Source organism: Collinsella sp. CLA-ER-H8, from assembly GCF_040092335.1.
Lineage (GTDB): Bacteria > Actinomycetota > Coriobacteriia > Coriobacteriales > Coriobacteriaceae > Collinsella.
In genome coordinates this window covers 1-22802 of record NZ_JBBNLU010000020.1, presented here as the reverse complement: position 1 = coordinate 22802, position 22802 = coordinate 1, and the positions used below count along the sequence as shown (strand labels likewise).

22 protein-coding genes and 1 pseudogene are annotated in these 22802 nt (G+C 54.6%); 9 read left to right on the top strand and 14 right to left on the bottom strand.

What is annotated here, in order from left to right; all coding sequences use genetic code 11:
- Positions 1 to 54: 54 nt before the first annotated feature.
- A complete protein-coding gene (locus tag AAAX72_RS09395; RefSeq protein ID WP_349130121.1) occupies positions 55 to 795 on the bottom strand; it encodes an ABC transporter ATP-binding protein in 741 nt (246 codons plus the stop codon).
- A 5-nt stretch (positions 796 to 800) separates the two neighbouring features.
- The gene (locus tag AAAX72_RS09390; protein ID WP_349130119.1) at positions 801 to 3023 is read right to left on the bottom strand and encodes a hypothetical protein; all 2223 of its coding nucleotides are present in this window, start codon (positions 3021 to 3023) and stop codon (positions 801 to 803) included.
- A 552-nt stretch (positions 3024 to 3575) separates the two neighbouring features.
- On the opposite strand from AAAX72_RS09390, the gene AAAX72_RS09385 reads away from it, so the two are divergent.
- The 3 genes and pseudogenes from AAAX72_RS09385 to AAAX72_RS09375 form a co-directional block, all read left to right on the top strand.
- The gene (locus AAAX72_RS09385) at positions 3576 to 4088 is read left to right on the top strand and encodes a DUF2975 domain-containing protein (protein ID WP_006235293.1); all 513 of its coding nucleotides are present in this window, start codon (positions 3576 to 3578) and stop codon (positions 4086 to 4088) included.
- Positions 4089 to 4097: 9 nt separating this feature from the next.
- Positions 4098 to 4349 carry a helix-turn-helix transcriptional regulator gene (locus tag AAAX72_RS09380; RefSeq protein ID WP_006235292.1) on the top strand — a complete coding sequence of 84 codons (252 nt, stop codon included), beginning with the start codon at positions 4098 to 4100 and terminating at the stop codon, positions 4347 to 4349.
- A gap of 18 nt (positions 4350 to 4367) precedes the next feature.
- Positions 4368 to 4757, top strand: a pseudogene (locus AAAX72_RS09375) (tyrosine-type recombinase/integrase); the annotation flags it as partial.
- 34 nt (positions 4758 to 4791) lie between these two features.
- Here AAAX72_RS09375 and AAAX72_RS09370 read toward each other — a convergent pair.
- From AAAX72_RS09370 to AAAX72_RS09345, 6 genes are all read right to left on the bottom strand, one after another.
- Entirely contained in the window at positions 4792 to 4929 is a 138-nt protein-coding gene (locus tag AAAX72_RS09370) for a hypothetical protein (protein ID WP_349130118.1), read from the bottom strand.
- A gap of 10 nt (positions 4930 to 4939) precedes the next feature.
- Positions 4940 to 6466 (bottom strand): recombinase family protein, encoded by a 1527-nt coding sequence (locus tag AAAX72_RS09365; RefSeq protein ID WP_349130116.1) that lies wholly within the window; start codon positions 6464 to 6466, stop codon positions 4940 to 4942.
- On the bottom strand, positions 6451 to 8109 hold the full coding sequence (locus tag AAAX72_RS09360; protein WP_349130114.1) for a recombinase family protein: 1659 nt from the start codon (positions 8107 to 8109) through the stop codon (positions 6451 to 6453). The genes AAAX72_RS09365 and AAAX72_RS09360 overlap by 16 nt, the downstream gene beginning before the upstream one ends.
- 2 nt (positions 8110 to 8111) lie before the next feature.
- Positions 8112 to 9746 carry a recombinase family protein gene (locus AAAX72_RS09355; RefSeq protein ID WP_349130113.1) on the bottom strand — a complete coding sequence of 545 codons (1635 nt, stop codon included), beginning with the start codon at positions 9744 to 9746 and terminating at the stop codon, positions 8112 to 8114.
- 122 nt (positions 9747 to 9868) lie between these two features.
- Positions 9869 to 10372, bottom strand: a complete 504-nt coding sequence (locus tag AAAX72_RS09350; protein ID WP_349130112.1) for a DUF6870 family protein — start codon at positions 10370 to 10372, stop codon at positions 9869 to 9871.
- A 298-nt stretch (positions 10373 to 10670) separates the two neighbouring features.
- Positions 10671 to 11357, bottom strand: coding sequence for a hypothetical protein (locus AAAX72_RS09345; protein WP_349130111.1), 687 nt, complete (start codon positions 11355 to 11357; stop codon positions 10671 to 10673).
- Positions 11358 to 11599: 242 nt separating this feature from the next.
- On the opposite strand from AAAX72_RS09345, the gene AAAX72_RS09340 reads away from it, so the two are divergent.
- Positions 11600 to 11926, top strand: coding sequence for a helix-turn-helix transcriptional regulator (locus AAAX72_RS09340; protein WP_233105307.1), 327 nt, complete (start codon positions 11600 to 11602; stop codon positions 11924 to 11926).
- A gap of 160 nt (positions 11927 to 12086) precedes the next feature.
- Here AAAX72_RS09340 and AAAX72_RS09335 read toward each other — a convergent pair whose 3' ends face one another.
- The 5 genes from AAAX72_RS09335 to AAAX72_RS09315 form a co-directional block, all read right to left on the bottom strand.
- Positions 12087 to 12455: a metal-dependent transcriptional regulator gene (locus AAAX72_RS09335; protein ID WP_349130110.1), complete on the bottom strand. Its 369-nt coding sequence runs from the start codon at positions 12453 to 12455 to the stop codon at positions 12087 to 12089.
- Between the two features lie 11 nt (positions 12456 to 12466).
- Positions 12467 to 14215 (bottom strand): ABC transporter ATP-binding protein, encoded by a 1749-nt coding sequence (locus tag AAAX72_RS09330; protein ID WP_349130109.1) that lies wholly within the window; start codon positions 14213 to 14215, stop codon positions 12467 to 12469.
- On the bottom strand, positions 14208 to 15989 hold the full coding sequence (locus tag AAAX72_RS09325) for an ABC transporter ATP-binding protein (protein ID WP_349130108.1): 1782 nt from the start codon (positions 15987 to 15989) through the stop codon (positions 14208 to 14210). Before AAAX72_RS09325 ends, AAAX72_RS09330 begins: the two co-directional genes overlap by 8 nt.
- Positions 15990 to 16114: 125 nt before the next feature.
- Entirely contained in the window at positions 16115 to 17074 is a 960-nt protein-coding gene (locus tag AAAX72_RS09320) for an AraC family transcriptional regulator (RefSeq protein ID WP_349130107.1), read from the bottom strand.
- Between the two features lie 5 nt (positions 17075 to 17079).
- The gene (locus AAAX72_RS09315) at positions 17080 to 17820 is read right to left on the bottom strand and encodes an ATP-binding cassette domain-containing protein (RefSeq protein WP_349130106.1); all 741 of its coding nucleotides are present in this window, start codon (positions 17818 to 17820) and stop codon (positions 17080 to 17082) included.
- Here AAAX72_RS09315 and AAAX72_RS09310 point away from each other — a divergent pair.
- The 4 genes from AAAX72_RS09310 (at position 17819) to AAAX72_RS09295 (ending at position 21165) form a co-directional block, all read left to right on the top strand.
- The gene (locus AAAX72_RS09310; protein WP_346972372.1) at positions 17819 to 18055 is read left to right on the top strand and encodes a hypothetical protein; all 237 of its coding nucleotides are present in this window, start codon (positions 17819 to 17821) and stop codon (positions 18053 to 18055) included. The two genes, AAAX72_RS09315 and AAAX72_RS09310, sit on opposite strands and share 2 nt — an antisense overlap.
- A 396-nt stretch (positions 18056 to 18451) precedes the next feature.
- Complete coding sequence (locus AAAX72_RS09305; RefSeq protein ID WP_006235289.1) at positions 18452 to 18739, top strand: ACT domain-containing protein; 288 nt, start codon at positions 18452 to 18454, stop codon at positions 18737 to 18739.
- 77 nt (positions 18740 to 18816) lie between these two features.
- Positions 18817 to 20235, top strand: coding sequence for a citrate synthase (locus AAAX72_RS09300; protein WP_349130105.1), 1419 nt, complete (start codon positions 18817 to 18819; stop codon positions 20233 to 20235).
- Positions 20236 to 20322: 87 nt separating this feature from the next.
- Complete coding sequence (locus tag AAAX72_RS09295; protein ID WP_349130104.1) at positions 20323 to 21165, top strand: Cof-type HAD-IIB family hydrolase; 843 nt, start codon at positions 20323 to 20325, stop codon at positions 21163 to 21165.
- Between the two features lie 162 nt (positions 21166 to 21327).
- Here AAAX72_RS09295 and AAAX72_RS09290 read toward each other — a convergent pair whose 3' ends face one another.
- Positions 21328 to 22122 (bottom strand): HAD family hydrolase, encoded by a 795-nt coding sequence (locus AAAX72_RS09290; RefSeq protein WP_055310360.1) that lies wholly within the window; start codon positions 22120 to 22122, stop codon positions 21328 to 21330.
- Between the two features lie 448 nt (positions 22123 to 22570).
- Here AAAX72_RS09290 and AAAX72_RS09285 point away from each other — a divergent pair, with 448 nt between their 5' ends.
- Positions 22571 to 22723, top strand: a complete 153-nt coding sequence (locus AAAX72_RS09285; protein WP_349130103.1) for a hypothetical protein — start codon at positions 22571 to 22573, stop codon at positions 22721 to 22723.
- The last annotated feature ends 79 nt before the right edge of the window (positions 22724 to 22802 follow it).

Here is a 22802-nt window from a genome sequence, read left to right as displayed (position 1 = left end):
GATACGCGGGTTCAACGGTATCACATTGGCCACATAGATTTTTAACTTGCATTTCTACCCGCCCTTTTCGTAGAGTCGCCGATACGTGCTTAGCGCACCCTCGGCGCGTCCGGCAGGCTTTGCGAAATGGGATCCAGGAGACTTCGGCGCAGCATCATCTTGCGGAATGCTTCTAATGAGCCTCCCATCCTTCAAAAACAGAATCTCATCGCACAGCCTATCGACCGAATCCAAGATGTGGGATGACATGATGATGCACGTACCAGAATCGGCCAGCTTCCTGAGAATCTCGGAATGCAAGTCCACCCTGCTGGGGTCGAGCGCGTTCATGGGCTCATCTAATAGAAGGTACCGCGCGCCCGCCGCATACGCAATCGCCAGGGTAAGCTGCTGCTTCATGCCCTGGCTCAGAGTGCGGATCCTCATCTTCGCGAACTCGCCTATCTGCGTTTGTTCCACTATCTCTTCGATATCGCGAGCATGCGGCCACATATCGCAAACCATCTTGAGGTGATCTTCCGCACGCAATCCGGGATACAGCAGCGTCCCCTCACCAGGTGCATAGAAGATCATAGAACGGACCTCTCTCGCACCCGTACCCTGCACCTCATCCAGAACGATGCTCCCGTCCACGCGAGGACCCGGCAAACCTGCCATCGCACGCAGCAACGTCGTCTTTCCATGCCCGTTCGGAGCGACGAGACCGTAGACCGTACCCGGGGCAAACTCAGCGTTCACCGAATCTACGAGCACCTTCTTTCCATAAGAGATCGTCAGCGTTTGAAGGTCAATCATCGAGATCATCCCCTTTCGATCTTTGGAACACTCAGGCGCACCATCAACGGAGATACGGCGCCCAAGACCACCAGCAGAGCGCCCGATGCGCCGACGACCTCTCCAAAAGGCATCGCGTTCGTCCCTCGCCCAAGGAACCCAATCGTCCCCACCTGGGAAGCGGGATCAAACGAGGCGAATGGAGCCAGCAGCGCGACGCCCATGCCCACGCTTTCAACATGAGCGCTCAACGAACCCAACACCAAGAGAACCACGCAAACCATTCCGGTGACAACGGGGTTGCGGCTAATCGCTGCTGTCAACGCAGCGACGACGGAAATCACGCCGTATGCCATGACCAGCAACGGAATACTGCACAACACCGCCTCCCCCACCATGGACGTTGTCGAAGCTCCCGTCCGAATGAGAGCGACGGGATACTCCGATCCACCCGCACCGTTCTTAATCACGGACACAACGACAGCGGGAACCATCGACACCAAAAGCAGCACCAAGCCAAGCAGGAGAGCCAGCGCAACAGCCGTCAGAAAACGCACATGCGCTGTTGCGGGGATCTGGAGAACCAGAAGGGAACGACACTGCAGGTGGGTGCACGCGAGCGATGTGACAACCACGGGCAACAGCAAAAATAAGGAGGGAAGCGCTGCCTGGAGATACGAAAGGAGGATTAATGGGGGCATCTTCGTACTTAACTCGTAAACCTTGGGGTCCGGCAAGCTCGCGATCGACTCAAGCAGAAGGGCGCGCGCCTCCGCACGAGAAGGAGTCTCCGGCTCGATTCCGATCGATTGCAGGAGAGTCGCATCTGCCGCGCCCAGCTCACCTCGAGCGCGCTCGTACGTCGCAAGGCTTCGAAACCCCTCCGCAGGCATAGGCGCGTACACGAAACCCGAAAGAGCATCCCGCATGTCTTCCAGGGCCGCTTTGCCCTCGACGTCCATATTCGCAGCGTTCTGCTCTAGATACCGATCTATTGAACGGAGCTCCCCATCCCTATACCGAACAGCGGAAACGTTATCAGCGTCAGGAAACATCTCGACCAGAGCCGGGGCCAGCATCGTCGTCGACATTGCAATCGCGCATACGGCGAGGGTAGGAGAACGCAGGAGCAGTTTCCCCATCGTTCTTACGTATGCAACGGCGGAGGCACAAGCGCTCGAACGAGTTGCCGTTCTCGATGCAGTGAAGGAACCTCTCTCAAGACAAATCGGGGATATCGGGCACGCGCAGCCGCTCTTTCCAGCAACGCAAAGCAGGCTAATTGCCAGCACCTCGATCCCGATTGCGCATACGAGGGCAATCGCGCCACGCTCGAAGCAAAGTCCAGGCAGATTCACTATCTGCGTTGTCGGGTACGGGCTATAGGCGCCGACGGTCAACTCAGTGTTCGCATACGTAAGGGGATTCAACAGGGCGAACTCACGTAAAGCGATGGATCTTCCGTAATACCCGGGAACCATCGTCACCCCCATCAGGGCACATACGAACACGATTCCAAGCGTAGGGTTATTGGCAATCTTCACGGCAAGGTGAACGACAAGCGAGATGAACGCTGCCACCAAGAATTGCAAGATGGCCGTCTGCGCGAACACCAGCCAAGCCGGTTTGATAACCGGAGTCGCATATTGAATGTAGCCTATCGGATAGAACGGCGAGCCCGGGCCATTCTTCACAAGCGCGGCGATTATCCCTGGAAGATTGATGGCGAGGACGGCAAGCATTGCAAAAACACTCGCCCATACGCTCGATGCAACAAGTCTACCCAGCTCGCCCATCGGTGCCTGGATGATGAGCTTTTCACGTTTGTTAAGACGCGCGGCAAGGAACGAGACGGCAACGGCCGTTGCGACCCATAGCAAGTACTCCTTCGATCCGTCATAATAGGTGTACTCTCCATCCGATATCTGCAGAAACGGAAGTAGGGGAGAGAGCGGCGCCAAGATAAGACGTCCCGCGACAAGAGGGTACAGAAGCGCGGGCATGCTTGATGAAGAGGTATAGACACCGTCCTCCCCCGCATTCACAAGCGCATCCGCATAGGATGCTGACAATTCCTGCTCAACACGGGTTATTCCCGACTCGAGGTATTCGACCCGTCCGTCGATGCCAGCCGCGCTCCTGAAGACGGGCAGAGCACAAAGAACCATCAACGCAACAACGACAACACAGAGCGACCTGGAGGAGAGAAGCGACCTAAAGATCGCCTTCGAGATTTTGAGCATATTCATCGCCAACCTTAACCTCATCCAGTCGGAACAGAGGGGCCGAACAAAATGCTCGGCCCTTCCTCGCATCTAGTAGGTGCTATAGACAAATTGCCATTTATCAGTTGTGCCAAGAACACCACAGGAGCACATTGCAGCGAGGCGGGATTCCCTATGATGCGCGGATCGGCGATAGCCATTTCGGTAGGAGATCGTCTTGTAAGAGATGTTGAACATCGAGATGCTGTGCCCGCTTACGCCGCGAGGACAGCTGTAGCTCCAGTAGGTATCGACGACGTCGTCCGTATACCCGAGGGGCTCAACGAGGGCACACTGGCTGCTCTCCTGGGAAGGAGGCATCGGGGTATCCGCAAAAGCGGGGGCTCCCGGCAGCAACAGACAAAGAGCGAGGCCGAGGAAAACCAAGAGCTTACACGACTTAACAGTACTGAACATAATCCTCTCCAATCTAGAGGGGTTTCGGTTGCAGTATGCTGTGATTACTTGCCGGCAAAGTCAATTTAACATAAACTGTTAAAAAGTAACCTGAGTTTTTTAAATTCTTCGGAGGTTATTATGAGTTCCGACAATCGCACTCCCCGGCTTCATTCCTTCCGCATCGCATGTGCGATAGCCTCTGCGACCCTTTGCGCCACCGCCATCGCACAAGTGGCGTTCTCCTTAAAGCCAGCAATCGAAGTGCTCGACAACCCTGTAATTGCAGACTCCCCCGCGTATCCAGCCCTTGCGATCTCGACATTGGTCCCTGCCGTCATCGGTATCGCTACGACCATCCTCAGCGCCGTTCTCGTGTGGACGATCAAGAGCGGAGACCCCTTCAAGAAAGGGTCTGCGACATGCTTGAAGGTGCTCGGCATTCTCTTCGTTGTTCAAGCTGCCACCAGCCTCTACGCCGGCTCACTCAAAACCTCCGTTTCGATGTTTGGCGGCGAGGGGGCCGTCGGCGCCCAAGAGATCGCTTCATCATTCGATTGGACCTCTCTGGTTCTCGGCATCGTCCTGTTCATGCTTTCCCAGCTCTTCTTGTACGCCCGAGAGCTGTACCTCGACTCCGACGAGATTGCGTAAGGAAACGCCATGCCCGTAATTGTTCGCCTCGACAAGATCATGGCCGAGCGAAAGATTTCCTCGAACGAACTTGCCGAAAGGATTGGAACCACGCCCGTGAACCTGTCCCGTATTAAAAAAGGGCATATTCGCGGCATTCGCTTCAACACACTCGAGCAGCTATGCCTCGCCCTTCGTTGCCAACCCGGAGACCTTCTCGAAGTCATGAGCGAAGAGGATGCCCGAAAGGAGTTCGGACTCGATTGGTCCGCCGAGGATTAGAGGGCGGTCGTACTCGCCCTGCACACGGGGATGCGAATCGGCGAGGTCTGCGGCCTTCGGTGGTGCGATGTGGATTTCGAGACGGGCCTGATCTCGATCAGACACTCGGTGGCGTACGCGAAGGGAATGGGTTCGTTCATCAAGGACACCAAGACCCATGACGCCAGGGGTATCCCCATCGACCCGATCGGCCTACTCCCCTTCCTGAAGGAGACCCACGAGATCGACTGCGGAAAGCTGCGCTTGCGCGGCCTTACCGGGGCGGTCGAGATCGGGGACTGCTACATCCTGTCGGAGCCGGGCGCGACCTTCGCGACGACAAGCTATATCCGCAGGGCGTTCAAGACGTTCTCGGAGACCAACGGCCTCATGGGCACCAACGACGAGCTGATCACGTTCCACGGCCTTCGCCACCCGTATGTCAAGCACACGACAAAAATTTTTAGCTTGCGCTTGATGGATTTTCAAGCGCAGGCTTATCCTGATGCTCGGCGAAAAACTCGCGGAGCTTGTCAGCTTCATCAGGGAGGACAAAGCCGAAGCCCTGTCCGTCTACTCTGCAATAGAAAGCAACTTTCATGTCTGCCACCTCAATCGAAAATGTCTTGGATTTTGTATGCAATCTCAATGCGCTTATCGGGGTACACCAGCACCCGGTCTATCAGCAGCTCGGCCAGCTCGGTGGTCAGCGTGTCCGCATCGAAAATCGCCTTGGACGCTTCCTTGCGGCTGTCCTGCCGTGCCTGTTCGTCCTGCTTCTGTTTCGCCTGTGCCAATACTGCGGCATAGGCGTTTTTCGTTTTCAAAAGCAGCTCGTCACACGCGGCCTTTTCTGCCTTGTAGGTGTTCAGGTCAATCTCGCCCATGAGATAGCGTTCATACAAGGCGCGCTTACCGTCTTGCAGCGTCTCGATCTGCTGCTCATATTCGGTGCGTTCCGGTACGGAGGCATCCACCCGGAGCGTACCGTCCGGGGCAAGCGGTACGGAGGCCTCCAACTGCTTTTTCAGCGTCAGGAATACCGCCTGTTCCAGCTCTGCGGCGTTCAGGCGCATCTTGTGGCAGCGGCTTTCTACGTCCGCCTCAGAATGGCGGCAGTGATAATATGAGGTTTTCTGCACGGTGCGGGATAGCGCATGACCGCAGCAGCCACAGAAGGCTTTGCCTTTCAGCGGGTAATCCCGCTTCTTTTTGTTGGGCTGGGAAAAGCGGAGCTGGCTGGCCTGCACGGTATCAAACACGGCTTTCTCGACGATGGCCGGGTGATGGTCGGGGATGATGTACCATGATTCTCTGTCCTTCAGGCGGCTTCTGTTGCCGCCTACTTCGAGAACCGCCCGCTTGCCGATCACATACACGCCGGTGTAGCGTTCGTCCTCCAAAATGCGGAGAATGGTGGATGTACTCCAAACCCCGTGACAGCGGGAAATATCGTGGGTGTGATTGCCGTGCGCCGCTTTGTACTGGCCGGGAGTGGGGATGCTTCTGCGGAACAGCTCCCGTGTGATGGCGGTGGCGTTGATGCCCTCGGCGGCAAGCTGGAAGATGAGCTGCACAACGGCAGCGGCCTCCGGGTCAGGCTCCATTCTGCCATCGGCGCTTTTGCGGTAGCCGTAGGGACAGATTTTGCTCTGATACTCGCCGCGCTGCATCTTGGCGTACTTGGCGCTCTTGGTCTTGATGGACATATCGCGGCTGTAATATTCGCTGATGAGATACTTGAACGCCACGTCCATGCCGCCGGTGTCGCCCTTGAATTTGCTGCTGTCAAAATCGTCGCTGATGGAAATAAAGCGGGTATGGAACAGCGGGAACACGCGCTCAATGAAGTAGCCGGTTTCAATGCTGTTGCGCCCGAAGCGGGAAAAATCCTTGACAATGATGCAGTCGATCTGATTGGCCCGCACCAGCTCAATGAGCTTCTGTACCTGCGGACGCTCAAAATTTGTGCCGCTGTACCCGTTGTCGATGAACTCCATAATCTCCGCGTTCAGAGCTTCCGGCATGGAAGCCGCGTACTCGTGGAGGACGAGACTCTGGTTTTCAATGCTCAGGCTGTCGTACTTGTAGTCCTCGATGGAGAGGCGGATGTAGAGGGCGATTACATATTTCTGCATTGTTCCAGCACCTCCGCATAGGTTTCAAACTCGCTCTGAAAGCGATAGCGCACCGTGATCTGCTTGTCGTGGGATACCTCGATGTGCTCGATCAGCCGCTCGATGAGTGCGCCAGTCAGCGCACGGTCGGTCTTGACCTGTGCTGCATCCTGCTTCAGCGCCCGGTGCTGCTCTGTTTGAGCATCCATCGTCCGCAGGCCATCCTCCAACTGCTCCATTTCCACGGCGAGGTCGGCAATGCGGCTTTCGTACTTCTCCTTGTAGTCAAAGTATTCATCCTTGGTGAGAACGCCTTGGACGAGGTTTTCATATAAACTCCGCACGATACCGCGAAGCCGCTGGATTTCCTGTCTGCGGCTGGTGATCTTCTCCCGCAGCTCAGCGCGGTCAGCGGCCTGCCGGGGCAGCTCCGCAAGAGAGAGGGTGTATTGCCCCAGCGCCGTATCAAGCGCGTCCTGAAGCATATCTGCCAACATATCCAGCAACGCATCCTCGCGGATGGTCACGCCGGGGCAGGCATCCTTGCTGATTCGGCTCTGGCTCAGACAATGGTAGAAGTACACGTCATCGGACTTCTTGCGGATATTCCGCTGCCGATGCAGGCTGCCGCCGCAATGGGCGCAAAACACCTTGCCTTTGAGCAGGTTCGGCGTGAAGGCTTTGACCTCCCGCGCCTTGGCGCGGCTGGCGGTCTGATTGAGAATTTCCTGCACCGCCGCGAACTGTTCCCGGCTGATGATGGCCTCATGGGTGTTCCGCACGACCGTCCATTCCTCGGCGTCGGCCTTGACCTGCCGGTGATCCACGGTTTTGGTCTGCCCCTGAACAAGATCTCCGGTGTAGACCTCGGAGCGGAGAATGACGCCGACAGTCCGGGTCTGCCACTTGCCGCTGCCGAGCAAATTTGCGTGAGTGATCTTGCCCTGCATCTTCTTGTAGTGGCTGGGGGTGAGGATGCCCGCCTCATTCAGCCGCACAGCGATGGTATTGAGGCCAGCGCCCTCGGAAGCCCAACGGAACATCCGCTGCACCACGACGGCGGCAACGGGGTCGATGATAAGCTGGTGGCAATCGTCCTTGGCCTTCAGGTAGCCGTAGGGAGTACGCGCACCGATGAATTTGCCGTCTTTCATGGCTTGCCGCTGCTGCGCCCTGATCTTGCGCCCAATGTCCAAAGCGTAGGCTTCGTTTATCATGTTCCGCAGCGGGATGATGATACCGGAATGGGCATCTTCCGGGTTGGCGGTGTCGAAGTTTTCGTTGACCGCAATAAAGCGGATGTTGCGGATGCGGAAATACTGCTCGATGTAATAGCCGGTGTCAATGGTGTTCCGTCCCAAACGGGAAAGGTCTTTGACAATCACGCAGTTTACATGACCGGCCTCAATATCCGAGAGCATCTGCTGAAAGCCCGGACGGTGGAAGTTTGTCCCCGTCGCGCCGTTGTCGATGTAGGTATCGTACACGCTGATCTCCGGGTACTGCTCCAGATAGCGGGCAATAATCATCTGCTGGGTTTCAATGGATACGCTGTGCGTGTGGGTATCCTCCACCGAAAGGCGGACGTAGATTGCGGCGCGGCAAGCGGCGTCGGCCTCTTGCACGGCTACCGCAGCCGTTTCTTTCCTGCTTTTTCTCGCCATGCTCAGCCCACCTTTCTCTGTTCGTAATCTTTCTGCTGCGCTGCCAGCGCCAAAAGCCGCAACGCCTTTTTGTATTCGTCCTCATGGGTAAAGGTAATATCCAGCTCCTTTTTGCCACGGACGCGGATGCTCTGTACCATGTGAATGAGCGCCCTGCGGTCTAAGGTTTCCAGCGTGGAGAACTTCGTAAACTGCGAAATCCAACGGTTGCGCTCGCTTCGGTTTTCCAGCACCTCCGTGAGCTTTTCCTTGAGAACGCGGACGCTTTCGCGGATGTCCTCGGCCTGCTTGGTGTACTTGGCTTTGTAGGAGGCATATTCTTCCTTGGTAAGCATACCTCCCACAAGGCTCTCATAAAGCCGTGCCTTGAACTCCAGCACCTGCTCCAACCGGCGCTCGTTGTCGGTGATGTGGTCGCTGTATTCCTTGGCAAGCGCCTGATTGATGCTGGACTGGTCAATGCCGGTCAGCAGCGCCTCCAGCGAAGCGATATTGCCGATATAGGCTTTCAGGCTGTCTCGCACACAGTCGATCAGGCTGCTTTCTTTCAGCATGACCGGATGGGTGCAGCCCTTTTTCTTGCCGGTGGGACAATAATAGTAGTGGTACTCCTTGCCGTTTGCACGGTTGGTCTTGCGGGTCATGCGGCTTCCGCAGCACCCGCAGATCAGAATACCGGAGAACAGGTACACCGTGTCCTCGTTGGGAGAAGTCCGGGTATCCAGCCCCTTGATGCGCTGCACCAGCTCAAAATCCTGACGGGCAATCAGCGCTTCATGGGCATCCGGGAAACGCACCCACTCGGAGGCGGGGCGCTGCTCCATCTGCTTGATCTTGTAATGCGGCGTACCCTGTTTGCCCTGCACCAGCGTTCCGGTATAGGTTTCGTCCTGCAAGATGCGGATGATGGTGGTAGCCGACCACTTGCAGTCAGCCTTGTCCGCATAGCCTTTTTTCGCGTAGGGCAGGCCGTTGTTCTTCTTGTATGCCAGCGGAGAGAGAATGCCCAGCCGGTTCAACTCCGATGCGATTTTGGAGGCACTTGCGCCCTCCAGCCGCATACGGAAAATGTCGCAGACAACGCGGGCGGCGTAGGGATCGGGGACGAGTAGGTTTTTATTGTCCTCGGCTTTCATGTAGCCGTACACTGGGAACGCGCCGACGAAATCGCCGTTGCGCCGCTTCACGTCCAGAGAGGAACGGGTCTTGATGGAAATGTCCCGGCAGTAGGCTTCATTCATAATGTTCTTGACCGATACGGTCAGATCATCGCCGCTGTCGTGGGCGGTGTCGATGCTGTCGGTGATAGCGATGAAACGCACCCCGTAGGCCGGGAATACCCGGCGCAGATACCGGCCTGTTTCGATGTACTCGCGCCCTAAGCGGGAGAGGTCTTTTACAATGACGCAGTTGATGTTGCCATCGGTGACATCCTGCATCATTTCCTTGAACGCGGGGCGGTCAAAGATGATGCCGCTGTATCCATCGTCGATCTTTTCGGAAACGACCTCAATATCCGGGTTACGCTCTACAAAGTTTTCAATGAGCTTGCGCTGATTGGAAACGCTGTCGCTTTCGCTGGAATGATCGTCGGTGTAGGACAGGCGGATGTAAGCGGTAGCTTTGTATTTAGGCATGAAAAAGCACTCCTTTCTCCCGGACTGCTCCCGCATGAAAAGAGTGGTTATCTGGCTATTAGGTTTTCATCCTTTTCCACACCGATCATAGCACTCTCTGCGGAAAAAAGCGAGGATGTCGCTCAGCGCAAAATGCCTTGCAGACATTCCTCCAACGTAACACCGTTCCCGGCAAAGCAGGCGTTTACCACGAAATCGCCGCAGCGGAAGCGGTAAGGATTTTTGATCTGGCGGATAAAGGCGGCAATACGTTCTTCCTTGGGAAGATTTTTGTCAACAGATACTTCCCGGATGTCCACCAGCTCATCCGTGTGGATTCGGGATTCGTTTGGCGTTGGCTGCATCATGGCGATCTCCTTTCTCGGTTTGGTGGGTTTCCTCAAGGTCACATGAATGCGCTGACGGGAAAGGCCGTCAGCGCATGGTATCTGACTTTGAGAGGCGGCTGCGCGGGCAGAATTGGAGCCACATAACATAATGGCGAATACCGGCGCAGCCGCTCTGCTTGTCCATTTGAGAAGATCCATCCTATTTGCCACGCGCCCCGGATAGTGGGCATGATGCAGGCCGCCCTTGGCAGGGCTGTCATAACTCCACGATACCGCTGCACCAAAGGGCTGGCGCATACCGCAGGGTTCCCCCTCAAGTCTGTGGGAGGGCGTGAGCAAGTTTCATTATCCGCCGCGCTGTCATCGCGCCCGATTTGCCGAATCGGGTCTAAGGCTGCGTAGATCGCTCGGATGGCTTGTCCGGAATCACCTCCTTGAAGCCATCGTCGTGGCGGTGCACCTTATGCCGCTATCACGCGGGTTTTGTGCCTGCATCATGGTCTATTCAGTTTTCAACGTTCAACGAAAGGCTTCGTGGAGAATGTCCCTTCACCTATCATCTTTTTTAGGGCATTTTTGCACCCTGTTTTTGAGCTTACGGGAAAAATTTTTTGATTTTCTTCATTGCGGAGCCAATGCTTTTGGAAATGTTCTGGTGTCTGATGCCCTCAATCCGCCCAATTTCATCAACGGTCATTCCGCCAACGTAGTACATCCAAAGTCTGCGGAACTGTGTTTCCGTCAGCTTGTCCCTGATCTGAGAAACCATCGTGGAAGCCATTCTGCACCGCTCAGATTTCTCGTGCTGGCGCTCCATAACCACATCAATGGCAGGAATGGAAAGTGCGGCTTCGGACAGGTCATCAATGGACGTATTGTGTTTCCCCTCTACCACATCCTGATTGTCCTCAGTGTGGTAGTTTCCATCCGACCAAGATTTCCATTTCAGAAACTCTTCCTCGCTGGCAAAGTCCTCGCGGGTCAGGCGGATGATGACTTCATTGGCATCCATATAAACGATGGCATCGGGGTCTTTCTTATTCAGCGCATAGATGCTTTTTCTATTAAACATTTTGTTCCTCCGTTTCGGTGTTGGGTGGTTGGTGAGCCAAGCCAACACCGGCGGAGAACGACAGCCGACAGAAAAACGAAAAAAGGCGCTCGCACGGACATCATTGCCCGCACGAGCGCCTTGATTGTGCGCGAAAGCGCAAGGGAATACTGCTGCCCCCGGAGGAGCTAAATCACGGATGAACCATGCTGCATAAAAAGAGAGCTGCAACTCACTTCTGTGAGTGCAGCTCGTCTGCGGGATCGCCGCGCGCTTTTTTGCGTGGGTGGCTACTCTGTACTTATGCTTTTTTACATGGCCGCGAGCGGTCTTAGCGCCATCTCCTGTTCATCCGTGTTCTCATAAAATAATCTTCAGTTCTTTGAATGTGATTTATAGCTCATCCAATATGAGTTACATGTAGATTTAAGTGAAGCGAAGCTCACTCTACAATATAGTAGAGGTGATTTCCAATGAACTTTCTTGACCTTTTTGCCCTCAAACTTCGGGAGAAGCGAATCCAGCAGAAGATAACACAGCGTGGACTGGCTGAAAAACTGAACATGTGTACGCGCACGATTATTGAGATTGAAAACTGCAAAAGCAATCCGAAGTTTGAAACCGTGGCTCTCATTTCCAAGGAGATGAGAATCAGCCTTGACGCCGTGGTGTTTCACGACGAAAAACCGCGTGAAATTCCAAAAGTTGTGGCAGATTTCTTTGCCGGAAAGAGTGATGCAGAAGCGGAGCGGTATATTGCATTGTGCCAAAGCGCAGAGAATTTGAGAGACGATAAATAAACACTGCCTCGCGTAGTCGGAATTCTCTGGATACAGTAAAAGCGGTCATCCTGCACGGATGGCCGCTCTTACTCTCGAATGACCGGCAGGTATGGGGATATAAACTTTACCGCCGACTACCTTTTGGCTACTAGTGTGAAGCGACGGTAGAATTTAAGTTTTACCTCTCCTGTTCGTGTGCACGCCGGATTTTTTCAAAGCTGTCCTGACTGATAGTGTGTTCAATCCGGCAGGCGTCGGCCTCCGCAGTTTTGGGATCAACGCCTGCGGCGATAAGCTGCTCGGTAAAGAAACAGTGGCGTTCATAGGTTCTTTCAGCCACCTCGCGGCCCACATCGGTCAGATGGAGAAAGTGATCTTCGTCCATTGTGAGAAAGCCGCCGTCCCGCAAGGTAGCCACTGCATGGCACACGCTGGGCTTTGACACCTCCATGTGCCGGGCCACATCTACGGAGCGTACCATACCGAGTTTCTTTTGGAGAACAAGGATGGTTTCCAGGTAGTCCTCCCCGGACGCATGAAGTTTCATAGGGACACCCATTACTGAATCCGCCAGCCTTCGGCTTGTTCGCGGATCTGGATGAACTTTTTATAAGTCCCTTCCTGTTGCAGCAGTTCCTTATGCGTACCCCTCTGAGCCACAGTTCCGCCATCAATCACAAGGATTTGGTCGGCGTTCTCAATCGTGGCCAGACGATGGGCAATCGTAATAATAGTTTTACCGTGTGTTAGAGCAGAAATCGCTTCTTGGATCAAATGCTCATTCTCTGGATCAATACTTGCGGTTGCCTCATCCAAGATAACAATGGGAGCATCCTTGAGCATCGCCCTGGCGATAGAAATTCTTTGCTTTTCACCGCCGGAAAGCGAAGAACCCCCTTCACCAATCACTGTGTCATAACCGTCCGGCAAAGCCATTATGAAGTCGTGACAGCGGGCTGCTTTTGCGGCGGCGATAATCTGTTCATCCGTGGCGTCCGGGCTGCCGAATTTAATGTTATTCTTGATGGTATCCCGGAACAAATAGACATTCTGAAAAACCATACTGATATTTTTTAGCAAGCTATCGCAGGTAAATCGGCGAATATCTGTTCCGCCAACGGTAATCGTTCCGCTGTTCACATCATAGAAACGGGCAATCAGGTTACACAGCGTAGATTTTCCGCTGCCAGATGGCCCCACGATGGCCGTTGTGCTATTTTGCGGAATTTTGAAGTTCAGGTCATGCAGAACAATCCGGCTGTCATATCCGAAAGAAACATCCCTAAATTCAATATCATAGGTTGCCGGTTTTATATCGGTGCCACCCTGGTCGATATAGTTTACATTCTCTAATGCTTCCAACTTGTTCATGGCAGAATCAATAACCCCAAGAGTGTGCGCAGCATCATTGATATTTTCCACGCTGCCAAAAAGAACAAAGGAGAAAAGAACAAACATCAGAAAAACAGATATACTCATTTGCCCTTGCAATGCTTGCCACGCGCATACCAGGACGATCCCCATAGATGCCAGCTTCAACACAAACAGGTGTAGGCAGTTATATGGTGTATAGCCCTTTTCTACCTTGATGTGAATATCTTTCAATTCCTTACTGGCATTACGAAAATTCTCAATAGAAGCACCTTCCTGTCCAAAGGACTTCACAATGGAAAGCCCCCGGATGTATTCAATCGCTGCGCCGGACATATCTTCCATTGCTTTATGGGTTGTTGCAGCGGTTTTTTCACTGTGTCTGCTAATCCCCTGCAAAGCCAGCGCCGAAAGAGCAACGCCGACAATGGAAATAACCGCCGCAACAGGGCTGAAGAAGATCAGGCATAAAACGATGGCAATAAACTTTGCGTATCCATTGATGATGACATCCACCATTTTCATGCCCTGTAATTCCAAAGTAGATAATTCCGTGGTAACACCTGCCAGAATGTCACCGACACTGTTCTGTGAAAAGTACCCAAGGGGAACCCGTTTCAGTACATCGCCCAAATGAATGCGCTGGCCAGCGGCCACTTCATAGCCGATACTTTCCTGTAAAATTGCCCGTAGATAAGAAAACAGGAAATTCAATGCAATAGAGCCAACAATAATCCACAGCATTTTCCAGATCAAAGAAGCGTCAATTGTGGTATGCGCCCAATATGCCTGAATAGATTTATCCAGCGCATAAGCAGCAGCCATTGTCGGGATGGCTGTAGATAAACTACTGAAAAAAGAGAATACAGAGCCAAGATAAAGACGACCTCTGTACTTGCCAGCCCATCGAATAATGCGTTTCATTGACTTAAACATTGACAGCCACCTCCTTTTTCTCGCCCACAGACCAGTTCTTTGCGCCAATATGCGCCTGCCACATATCTGCATAAAGCGGGCAGCGTTCCAAAAGTTCCCCCTGCTTTCCGCAGTCAACAATCTGCCCTTTTTTCAGAACAACAATCTGATCTGCGTTTTGAATGGTAGACAGACGATGTGCAATCACCAGCAGGGTCTTTCCTTTGGAAAGGGCCATGATGGATTTCTGGATTTTATCTTCATTCTGCGGGTCAGTGAAGGCAGTTGCCTCATCCAAAATCACAATAGGCGCATTTTTCAAAATTGCTCTCGCAATAGCAATTCGTTGCTTTTCTCCGCCAGATAGCCGCTTGCCGGCATCACCGGCAGGGGTATCATATCCTTTTTCCAGCCGAGCAATGAAATCATCGCAGCAAGCCGCTTTTGCGGCGGCATATACTTCCTCATCCGTAGCATTTGGATTACCCAGGCGGATGTTCTCTTTGAGCGAGCAGTTGAACAGGAAATTGTCCTGTGTCACGAAGCTGACCAATTCAGAAAGCTGGTGAATTGAAAGCTCTTTTATATTTTTGCCGCCAATGGAGATGCTGCCACCAGTTACATCCCAAAACCGTGCAATCAGGCGAGCCACCGTTGATTTTCCTCCTCCAGACGGTCCGACCAGTGCAGTAAAACTCCCCTGTGGCATATTTAAGCTGATACCATGCAACACTTCATTTTGTGTTGTACCGTCATAAGAAAAGGACACATCCTGCAAGACAATATCGGTATGGTTGATTGGAACAAATTCCCCGGAATCCGGCAAATTTGGAAGATTCAAAAGCTCATTTGCTGCTTCAACCGCATACTCCATAGATTTTGCTTCGTTGATAAAGGTCGTAGCTTTCATCAGTGGCCCCACAATACTAAGTGAGAGGATAATTCCCATTGCAAGTTCAGCGGGAGTAATACTTCCACCACGCACCAGCAGCAAACCAACAGGGAGTACCCCAAGCAAGGTAGTCGGCATAATCGCCATCATTAAATTCATGGTTTTCCATGTGCTTTTGAACCAGTTGAGAGTAAAATCCTTAAAGGACTTCACAGCGCCTACAAACTTTTCGTAGGAACTGGTACTTTGGTTGAACGCCTTAACAACCTCAATGCCCTCTACATACTCGATAATAATGTTGTTGACATGGTTATTTGCCTCCATGTAGGCTGCATACTGGCTGTTATAATTTTTCATAAGGAAGAACATCGGAATCATAGCCAACGCAGGAGCAATCAAAATCGAAAGTCCCATACGCCAGTCTATTGCCAGCATCCAGACGAAAATAGCCAGCGGCAGGAGCAGATTAGAAGTCAGTTCTGGAATTACATGCGCCAAGGGCGGCTCTAAGTCCTCCACCTTGTCCATGATAATATTCTTCAAGTAACCGATCCTTCGCCCCATTACTTCGCCAAGGGGCGCCCTCATCAGGCGGTTTGCGATTTTCAGGCGGATGCCTTCCAGTATCGTGTAAGCGGAGATATGTGCCAAAATTGTGGAAATGCCAAAGCAGATGACACGGATCAGGTATCCGCCTACGCCAACCAAGCACCATAACAGAATATAGTTTCCTGTGGCAGTACGGTTGATAAACAGAAGCAGAATTTTATAAACTGCCCAAAACGGAATAAATCCACCAGCGACACTAAAAATGGCGCATAAAACCGAGAGGATCATCTTTCCCTTGCAGGGTTCTGCAAAGGAAAGTAGAGTTTTGACCCAACTCTTTTTTTGTTGTTTCATAGTAATTCACCTCTTTCGTTCTATTCGGTCAGTAAAGAAAAAAGGATGGTTAAGTCCTACTAACCATCCTTAATTTATCATGATTCAGTTTTTTCTTCCGCTCCACGCGGCCTTTTCTGTGCCAATCAGATAATTGATTTTCGATATTCCAACGGTGTTTTCCCCATTGTCTGATGAAATGCAGAAGCAAATTTGCTGGGACTGTCATATCCTACAAGTCCCGCTATCTCAGCCACCTTCAGCGTCTTATCGGATCGCAGCAAAGAAGCGGCATAGTTCATTCGGTAATTCCGCATATATGTGAAAATTGGGCTGCCATATACCGACTTAAAACAATTTTTCATGGGAGTTAGAGCGATGTCAAACCGCTCGGAAAGCTCCTCTAATGTATAGTTCTGTGTTAAGTCCTGAGTTAGGAGCGCCTGGATTGCTTTGATTTTTTCAATCTGACCTTTATAAAAATAGGGGCGTTCTTCTGTATGGCCTGAAAGTTCCAGTGCATCCAGATACAGCAGTAGCTCCAACACCTTAATCTTGAAATAGTCTTTTTTGATTTTGATCGGCACATTGTAAAGTTCGGAAAAAATATGCTCAATGGCCGGTTCTCCTGGAATGACATAAGGTGTGCGGTCACTGCAATATTTTTTCTGCAACTCATAAAGATCAACAGAAAAGCCTTTCATAGAAGCCGGTATTTCTTTTGCCGCAGTCTCCACCTGAAAGCCAATGGAAATTCCGTGGTAGTGGCAAAGCGGAAACTCCACCTTGCCCGAATGATGGATGCGACGATCCACCCGAAGATCGCCAGCCTCTAAATAGCTAAAGGCATTCTGGCCGACTTCCTGCTCAATGCGTCCTTCCCGGCAGTGATCTATACAGAGCAGGTCCATATCTGTCTGGAAGCCCGAAATGCACTCCTTCATGTGGAAATCATTATACATGAGAAACACACCGGGAAAGACATGATAGAGTGTCATCATGCCTTCACCAGAGTTATCACTTAAACGCATGACCTTACAATCATCGGACTCAACCAGGTTTTGAACATTCGGGCCGTAGTACATTTCCTGGAATAGTTCCGGCATAGACGCTACCTGCTTTCTATGGAGCATCCCTCCATATCAAATATTTTATCACAAGTCCGGCCCAAAAACTCAAAATCATGGGAAACAATGATGATAACTTTATTCTCATCATTCAACTTGCGGATCATATTGCTCACTTCCAGCATACGGTGATAGTCCAGGCCACTGGTCGGCTCATCAAAGACAAGTACATCCTTGTTGGAGAGAATAGCGGTTGCCACCGCAAGGCGCTGTTTCTGACCTCCTGACAGGGCCATCGGATGGCGGTCTTTGAAATCCAGCAAATCAAAAGACCTGAGAATTTCTTCAATCCGCTCCGGCGGACAATCCGGCTGCGCCAGTTCACATTCGTTCCATACGCTGTCTGAAAAAAGCTGATGGTTCACATCCTGCATAACACAGAAGCTGGCCTTATTGCGCTGTTTTGCTTTCAGTGTTTGCCCATCCAGTCGAACCGTTCCGTTCACTTCTTTCAAAAGCCCGCACAGGCAGCGTGTCATCGTCGTTTTTCCCGCGCCGTTATGACCGACAATCCCCAACACTTCGCCTCGTTTTGCAGAAAAGCCAAGGCCGCTGAATACCGGCTGCTTATCAAAGGCACAGGAAAGGTTTTCTACGGATAAGCCTTCCTGCGCTCCTGACGGATCGGCGGGAGGCAGCTCCAGCACAGCGTTCGCAACGCAGTGGATCCGCCAAGGCGGCGATATCAAGGCGCTCCAATCGATCCTCGGCCACAAGGACGCCATGGCGACGCTCAACGTCTACGCCGACATCGAGCCCATCTCCAAAATCCATAACATGCTGCGCGCCACGCCGTGCCTTTGGCGCGGGCACCTCGGGCCGAGGGTCGATCCGGGTCCCATGTTCCAACAGAGGATCCAGGAGTCCATCGAGACGCTCCAGGCGTTCGGCTACGGCATCACCGAGCCGGACGACCGAAATATCGCCATACGCGACGTGAAGACGAACAGTTGGCTCTAGCTCACCGAGTACGCGGCAGTGCTGGGCCCATCCCAACTGAGGTCACGGTGGTCCGATAGGGGCGCCGCCCGCGGCATGCGCCGCGGAGCGGTATCCCCTACCGAAGGGCGGGGATGCCCTTCGCTTCCAGTTCGGAATCAGCCGTCGGAGGCGTTCGGCTGACTGCGGGAACGGCCTGTCCGCTCAATGTGTTCGGCTGAGATCGGAAATCAACCCAACACGAGCCGGACACGCGCCAGACGGCTCTTCCCCGTACGGCCTTCCCCCTTACGCTCATGTTGCAGGCATGTAACGCCGCAGCGAGCGCGCCTTTTTTGCGCCAGACAGGTACAATGATGAACACTGTACCGTAGCGGAGCGCCCCGCGCGCGCCGCAATCACGCGAAAGGGTTTCCCATGGCCGAGATCTCGTCCTCCCGTATCGTCATCACCGTCCTTGGCAAGAACCGCCCCGGCATCGTCGCCGGCGTCACCCGTGTCCTAGGCGAGGCCAACGTCGACATCCGCGACATCACGCAGTCCATTATCGAGGACATCTTCACCATGACCATGCTGGCCGATACCGCCGAGTCCAAGCTCGACTTCGCCGAGCTGCAGAAGGCGCTGGCCGAGGCCGGCGAGCTTTCGGGCGTCAACGTGTCCATCCAGCGCGAGGACGTCTTCAACTTTATGTACCGCCTGTAGCGAGCAAGCCGCTGGGGATAGCCTGACGCGCGCATGCCCATGCAAGTCACCCCGATGCGGCCCGGAGAGGAGCGCGCATGGCCTACGACGCCAAGAAAATCTATTACCGCTTCGATGACCACTTGAGCCGCCTGGTTCTGGATTACGAAGCAAGCCGCCAGATTTCGCCCGAGAGCGAAAGCCTCTACCACGGCCTGCCGACCGACCCTTATGACGAGGGTCTGTTTGTCGAGCACAATGTCAAGCGCGGCCTGCGCAATGCCGACGGCTCGGGCGTGGTCGCGGGCCTCACTCGCATCTCGGATGTGCACGGCTACAACAAGGTCGACGGAAAGGTCGTGCCCGATCAGGGCAAGCTCACGCTTCGCGGCTACAGCATCGAGGATCTGGTCAACAATGCCCAGGCCGAGAATCGCTACGGCTACGAGGAAGTCGCCTATCTGCTTATCACGGGTTCGCTGCCCAACAAGGAAGAGCTCGACGGCTTCTGCGAGCGCCTAGGTGCCTTTAGACATCTGAGCGACGAGTACGTTAAAGAGTTCCCTATGACCACGGTGTCGTCGAGCATCATGAACGTGCTTCAGCGCGCCGTACTGCTGCTCTACGCCTTCGATGCCGAACCAGACGTGATCACGCCTGAGCACGAAATCGACGTCGCCATTTCCATGCTCGCACGTCTCCCGCGCATCGCCGCCTTCGCACACATGGCCTCGGTCGCCAAGCTTCGCGGCTCTGAGGTTCACGTGCCGCACCCTACGCCCGGTCTCTCCACCGCCGAGACCATCCTACAGGTCCTGCGCGGCGGCATGGCGTTCACCCGCGATGAGGCGATGCTGCTCGACGTTATGCTCATGCTGCATGCCGAGCACGGCGGCGGCAACAACTCCACCTTCGCTTGCCGCGTGCTGTCGTCTTCGGCCACCGACCCGTATTCCGCCTACGCCGCGGCTATCGGCTCGCTCAAGGGCCCGCGCCACGGCGGCGCCAATGCCAAGGTCGTGTCTATGCACGAGGACATCCGCGCGCATGTCTCCAACTGGGAGGACGAGGACGAGGTCGCGGCCTACCTGGGCAAGATCCTCGACAAGCAGGCCTTCGACGGCACGGGCCTCATCTACGGCATGGGCCACGCCGTCTATACGCTCAGCGACCCGCGCGCCGAGGTCTGCCGCCGTTACGCGCGCTCACTGGCAGCCAAGAAGGACTTGGGCGAAGAGTTCGCACTCATCGAGCGCATCGAGCGCCTGGCACCGCAGGTGATGCGCGACCACGGCATGACCAAGCCTATCTGCGCCAACATCGACCTGTACACAGGCTTTATCTACAAGATGCTCGGCGTGCCCGAGACGCTTTTTACGCCGCTTTTCGCCGTCGCCCGCATGGCCGGCTGGTCGGCACACCGCATGGAAGAGCTCTTCTGCGCGCATCGCATCATCCGCCCGGCATACCGTCCGGTGATCGAGCCGCTGGAATACAAGCCGCTCGCCGGCCGCTAGGACGCGGACCGTTATAGAACCCGAGCGTGGCCAGGGCATCACCGCCCTCGGCCACGCTTTTTATGCCAGCAGAAAGGGCTGCATCAAATGATTGTGTTTTCCGATATGGATGGAACGCTGTTGACGAGCGATAAGCAGATGAGCGATGCCACCTGGGCGATGCTCGACGAGCTCGCTCGACGCGGGATTGAATTTGTGCCCTGCACGGGACGTCCGCTGTCGGGCATCTTTGAGCCCATCCTCGCCCATCCCGCCGTGCACTATGCCGTCTGCGCCAATGGCGCCAGCGTCTGGCAGCTCGACGACGATGTGCCCACCGACGCCTCGCGCGCCACGCGCATCTTGAGCCGACCGCTCGACCGCGCCATCGCCCACCGCGTCCATAGCATTGCCGCCGGCCATGACGTCACCTTCGATATCTTCGCGGACGGGCAGTGCTTCCTCCCCCGCTCGCTCTACACGCGCCTGGACGAATTCTGCGATGGCGACCCCCACATCGCGGCTTCGCTCAAGCGCACACGAACACCGATCGACATGGATATCGACAGCAAGATCAACGAGGTCGAGACACTCGAACGCATCGCCATGTACTGGCACAACCCGGCCGATCGCGACGCCATCGCGACGGCGCTCGACACGCTCGAGGGCATTGAAGTCACGCGTTCGTACGCCATGAATATCGAGGTCATGGGTGAGGGCGCCACCAAGGGGACGGCCCTCACGTGGTTATGCGAGCACCTGGGCGAGCGTCTCGCCGACGCCTGGGCGTTCGGCGACAACATCAACGACATCCCCATGCTACAGGCAGCGGGCCACGGCATGGCCATGATCAACGCCGAGTCCGAAGACCGCGAGGCCGCCGACGCCATCACCGAATACGACAACGACCACGACGGCGTCGCCCGCACCATCATGGCCGCCCTTGCCTAGTCATTGGGGACGTTCTTAAACGACTAGTCATTGGGGACGTTCTTAAACGACTAGTCATTGGGGACGTTCTTGAATGACTAGTCGTTGGGGACACTCTTCGCGAAAAAGCTGCAAGGACTGTCCCCCACTGCCGGCAGAAAAGAAACGTCCCCATCTGCCGGATTAAGCGAGACTCTCCAGCACGCGACGGAGCTCCTGCTGGACGGCGTGGTCGCGGTTACAACCCACCACGCGATCGGCCACCGCCTTGAGCGCGGGGCGCGCGTTTTCCATCGCGCAGCCCGTGCCGACAAAGCGAATGATCTCGTAGTCGTTCATCGAGTCGCCAAACGCCATGACCTCGTCGCGTCCAATGCCGTAATGCTCCGCGAGCTGCGCGATACCCGAGGCCTTCGACACACCAGGCTGCATGGCATCGATCCACGCGTTGCCCGAAGGCGCAAAAGTAAAGAGCTGACCAAGTTCGCGCTGTAGCACGTACGCGCTGTCCATAACCGCACTGTCGTCGCAAAAGATACTCGCTTTGATGATATTTACGCTGGGATCGGGCAGCTCCCAAATGCGCTCGGCATTGGGAAGGTCCTTATCGACCTCACGCACGAACTTGCACTCGTCATCGAGCAGGAAGGACTTGGTTCGGTCAAAGAGCGCAAGATGCAGATTGGGAAACGTCCTGACGGCTTGGGCGAGCCTTCGAATCGCCAGGTGGGAATACACCTCACGGTCCACCATCTTACCGTCGGCGTAGACCTGGGCGCCGTTAGCGGCGACAAAGTCCATCTTGTCGCGAACGGGCGCAAAGAACTCGCACAGGCGATCGTAGCGACGACCTGACGATGCGGCGAAATGCACGCCATGCTCGTGTAGCGCCAGAATCAGTTCGTAGGTCTCGGGAGGCACCTGGCCGTTTTCGTCAAGCAGTGTGCCGTCCATATCGGATGCAATCAGTTTAAACATAGAAAAGCTCCCTTCGGGCTTGTTGGAATCGAACGTGTATCCGATTCCAACGTACCCAAAGGGAGCTCAGATAAGACTCCGCGGGCGCAAACGTTACAAGGACCTAGCAAATAGCTCACGCGTGCCAGAGGTCTCACGGTCGCGGCGTCAGGCGACACGCCAAAGAGTGTCCCCAGCGACTAGCCGTTTAAGAACGTCCATTACAGTCGAAATTGTCAGCCCGGGACCGTCTCGGGCTACGATTGAGGCGCGCCCAGAACGGGCCGCCGACCGGGCGCCCGCGCACGGCCGAACGTCCCTGCCCCCGAGAGGGCCAGTTGGGTGCTGCCGGCGCGGGACGCGCCGCCCCCGACGGCTGATAGGAAAGTGCCGGGCAGGTGCCGCGGCTGGTAATGTGAGTGCCGAGGGGGAGGCCATCCGGTCGAACGACTACCGGAAGGATACCACCGTGAAAGCGCCATCCACCAGACCCGCGGCCGTGCTCGGCCTGGACGTCGGCAAGTCATCGCACTGGGCCTGCCTGATCGACCGCGACGGGGAGGTGCTGGCCAGCGCTGTTAGCGCTACTGTAAAAACAACCAATTTCGCCATCGCACTTTAGCCGATTCCGCCAACGCAATTTCCCCAATCACGCCAACGCATTTTCACCATTTCCACCAACGCCGGGGCTTACGCTTCGA

Coding starts and splice junctions, on each gene's coding strand:
- AAAX72_RS09395 (WP_349130121.1), bottom strand. CDS start 795: ATGATTGACCTTCAAACGCTGACGATCTCTTATGGAAAGAAGGTGCTC.
- AAAX72_RS09390 (WP_349130119.1), bottom strand. CDS start 3,023: ATGAATATGCTCAAAATCTCGAAGGCGATCTTTAGGTCGCTTCTCTCC.
- AAAX72_RS09385 (WP_006235293.1), top strand. CDS start 3,576: ATGAGTTCCGACAATCGCACTCCCCGGCTTCATTCCTTCCGCATCGCA.
- AAAX72_RS09380 (WP_006235292.1), top strand. CDS start 4,098: ATGCCCGTAATTGTTCGCCTCGACAAGATCATGGCCGAGCGAAAGATT.
- AAAX72_RS09370 (WP_349130118.1), bottom strand. CDS start 4,929: ATGAAAGTTGCTTTCTATTGCAGAGTAGACGGACAGGGCTTCGGCTTT.
- AAAX72_RS09365 (WP_349130116.1), bottom strand. CDS start 6,466: ATGCAGAAATATGTAATCGCCCTCTACATCCGCCTCTCCATCGAGGAC.
- AAAX72_RS09360 (WP_349130114.1), bottom strand. CDS start 8,109: ATGGCGAGAAAAAGCAGGAAAGAAACGGCTGCGGTAGCCGTGCAAGAG.
- AAAX72_RS09355 (WP_349130113.1), bottom strand. CDS start 9,746: ATGCCTAAATACAAAGCTACCGCTTACATCCGCCTGTCCTACACCGAC.
- AAAX72_RS09350 (WP_349130112.1), bottom strand. CDS start 10,372: ATGCGCCAGCCCTTTGGTGCAGCGGTATCGTGGAGTTATGACAGCCCT.
- AAAX72_RS09340 (WP_233105307.1), top strand. CDS start 11,600: ATGAACTTTCTTGACCTTTTTGCCCTCAAACTTCGGGAGAAGCGAATC.
- AAAX72_RS09335 (WP_349130110.1), bottom strand. CDS start 12,455: ATGAAACTTCATGCGTCCGGGGAGGACTACCTGGAAACCATCCTTGTT.
- AAAX72_RS09330 (WP_349130109.1), bottom strand. CDS start 14,215: ATGTTTAAGTCAATGAAACGCATTATTCGATGGGCTGGCAAGTACAGA.
- AAAX72_RS09325 (WP_349130108.1), bottom strand. CDS start 15,989: ATGAAACAACAAAAAAAGAGTTGGGTCAAAACTCTACTTTCCTTTGCA.
- AAAX72_RS09320 (WP_349130107.1), bottom strand. CDS start 17,074: ATGCCGGAACTATTCCAGGAAATGTACTACGGCCCGAATGTTCAAAAC.
- AAAX72_RS09310 (WP_346972372.1), top strand. CDS start 17,819: ATGGCGACGCTCAACGTCTACGCCGACATCGAGCCCATCTCCAAAATC.
- AAAX72_RS09315 (WP_349130106.1), bottom strand. CDS start 17,820: ATGGCGTCCTTGTGGCCGAGGATCGATTGGAGCGCCTTGATATCGCCG.
- AAAX72_RS09305 (WP_006235289.1), top strand. CDS start 18,452: ATGGCCGAGATCTCGTCCTCCCGTATCGTCATCACCGTCCTTGGCAAG.
- AAAX72_RS09300 (WP_349130105.1), top strand. CDS start 18,817: ATGGCCTACGACGCCAAGAAAATCTATTACCGCTTCGATGACCACTTG.
- AAAX72_RS09295 (WP_349130104.1), top strand. CDS start 20,323: ATGATTGTGTTTTCCGATATGGATGGAACGCTGTTGACGAGCGATAAG.
- AAAX72_RS09290 (WP_055310360.1), bottom strand. CDS start 22,122: ATGTTTAAACTGATTGCATCCGATATGGACGGCACACTGCTTGACGAA.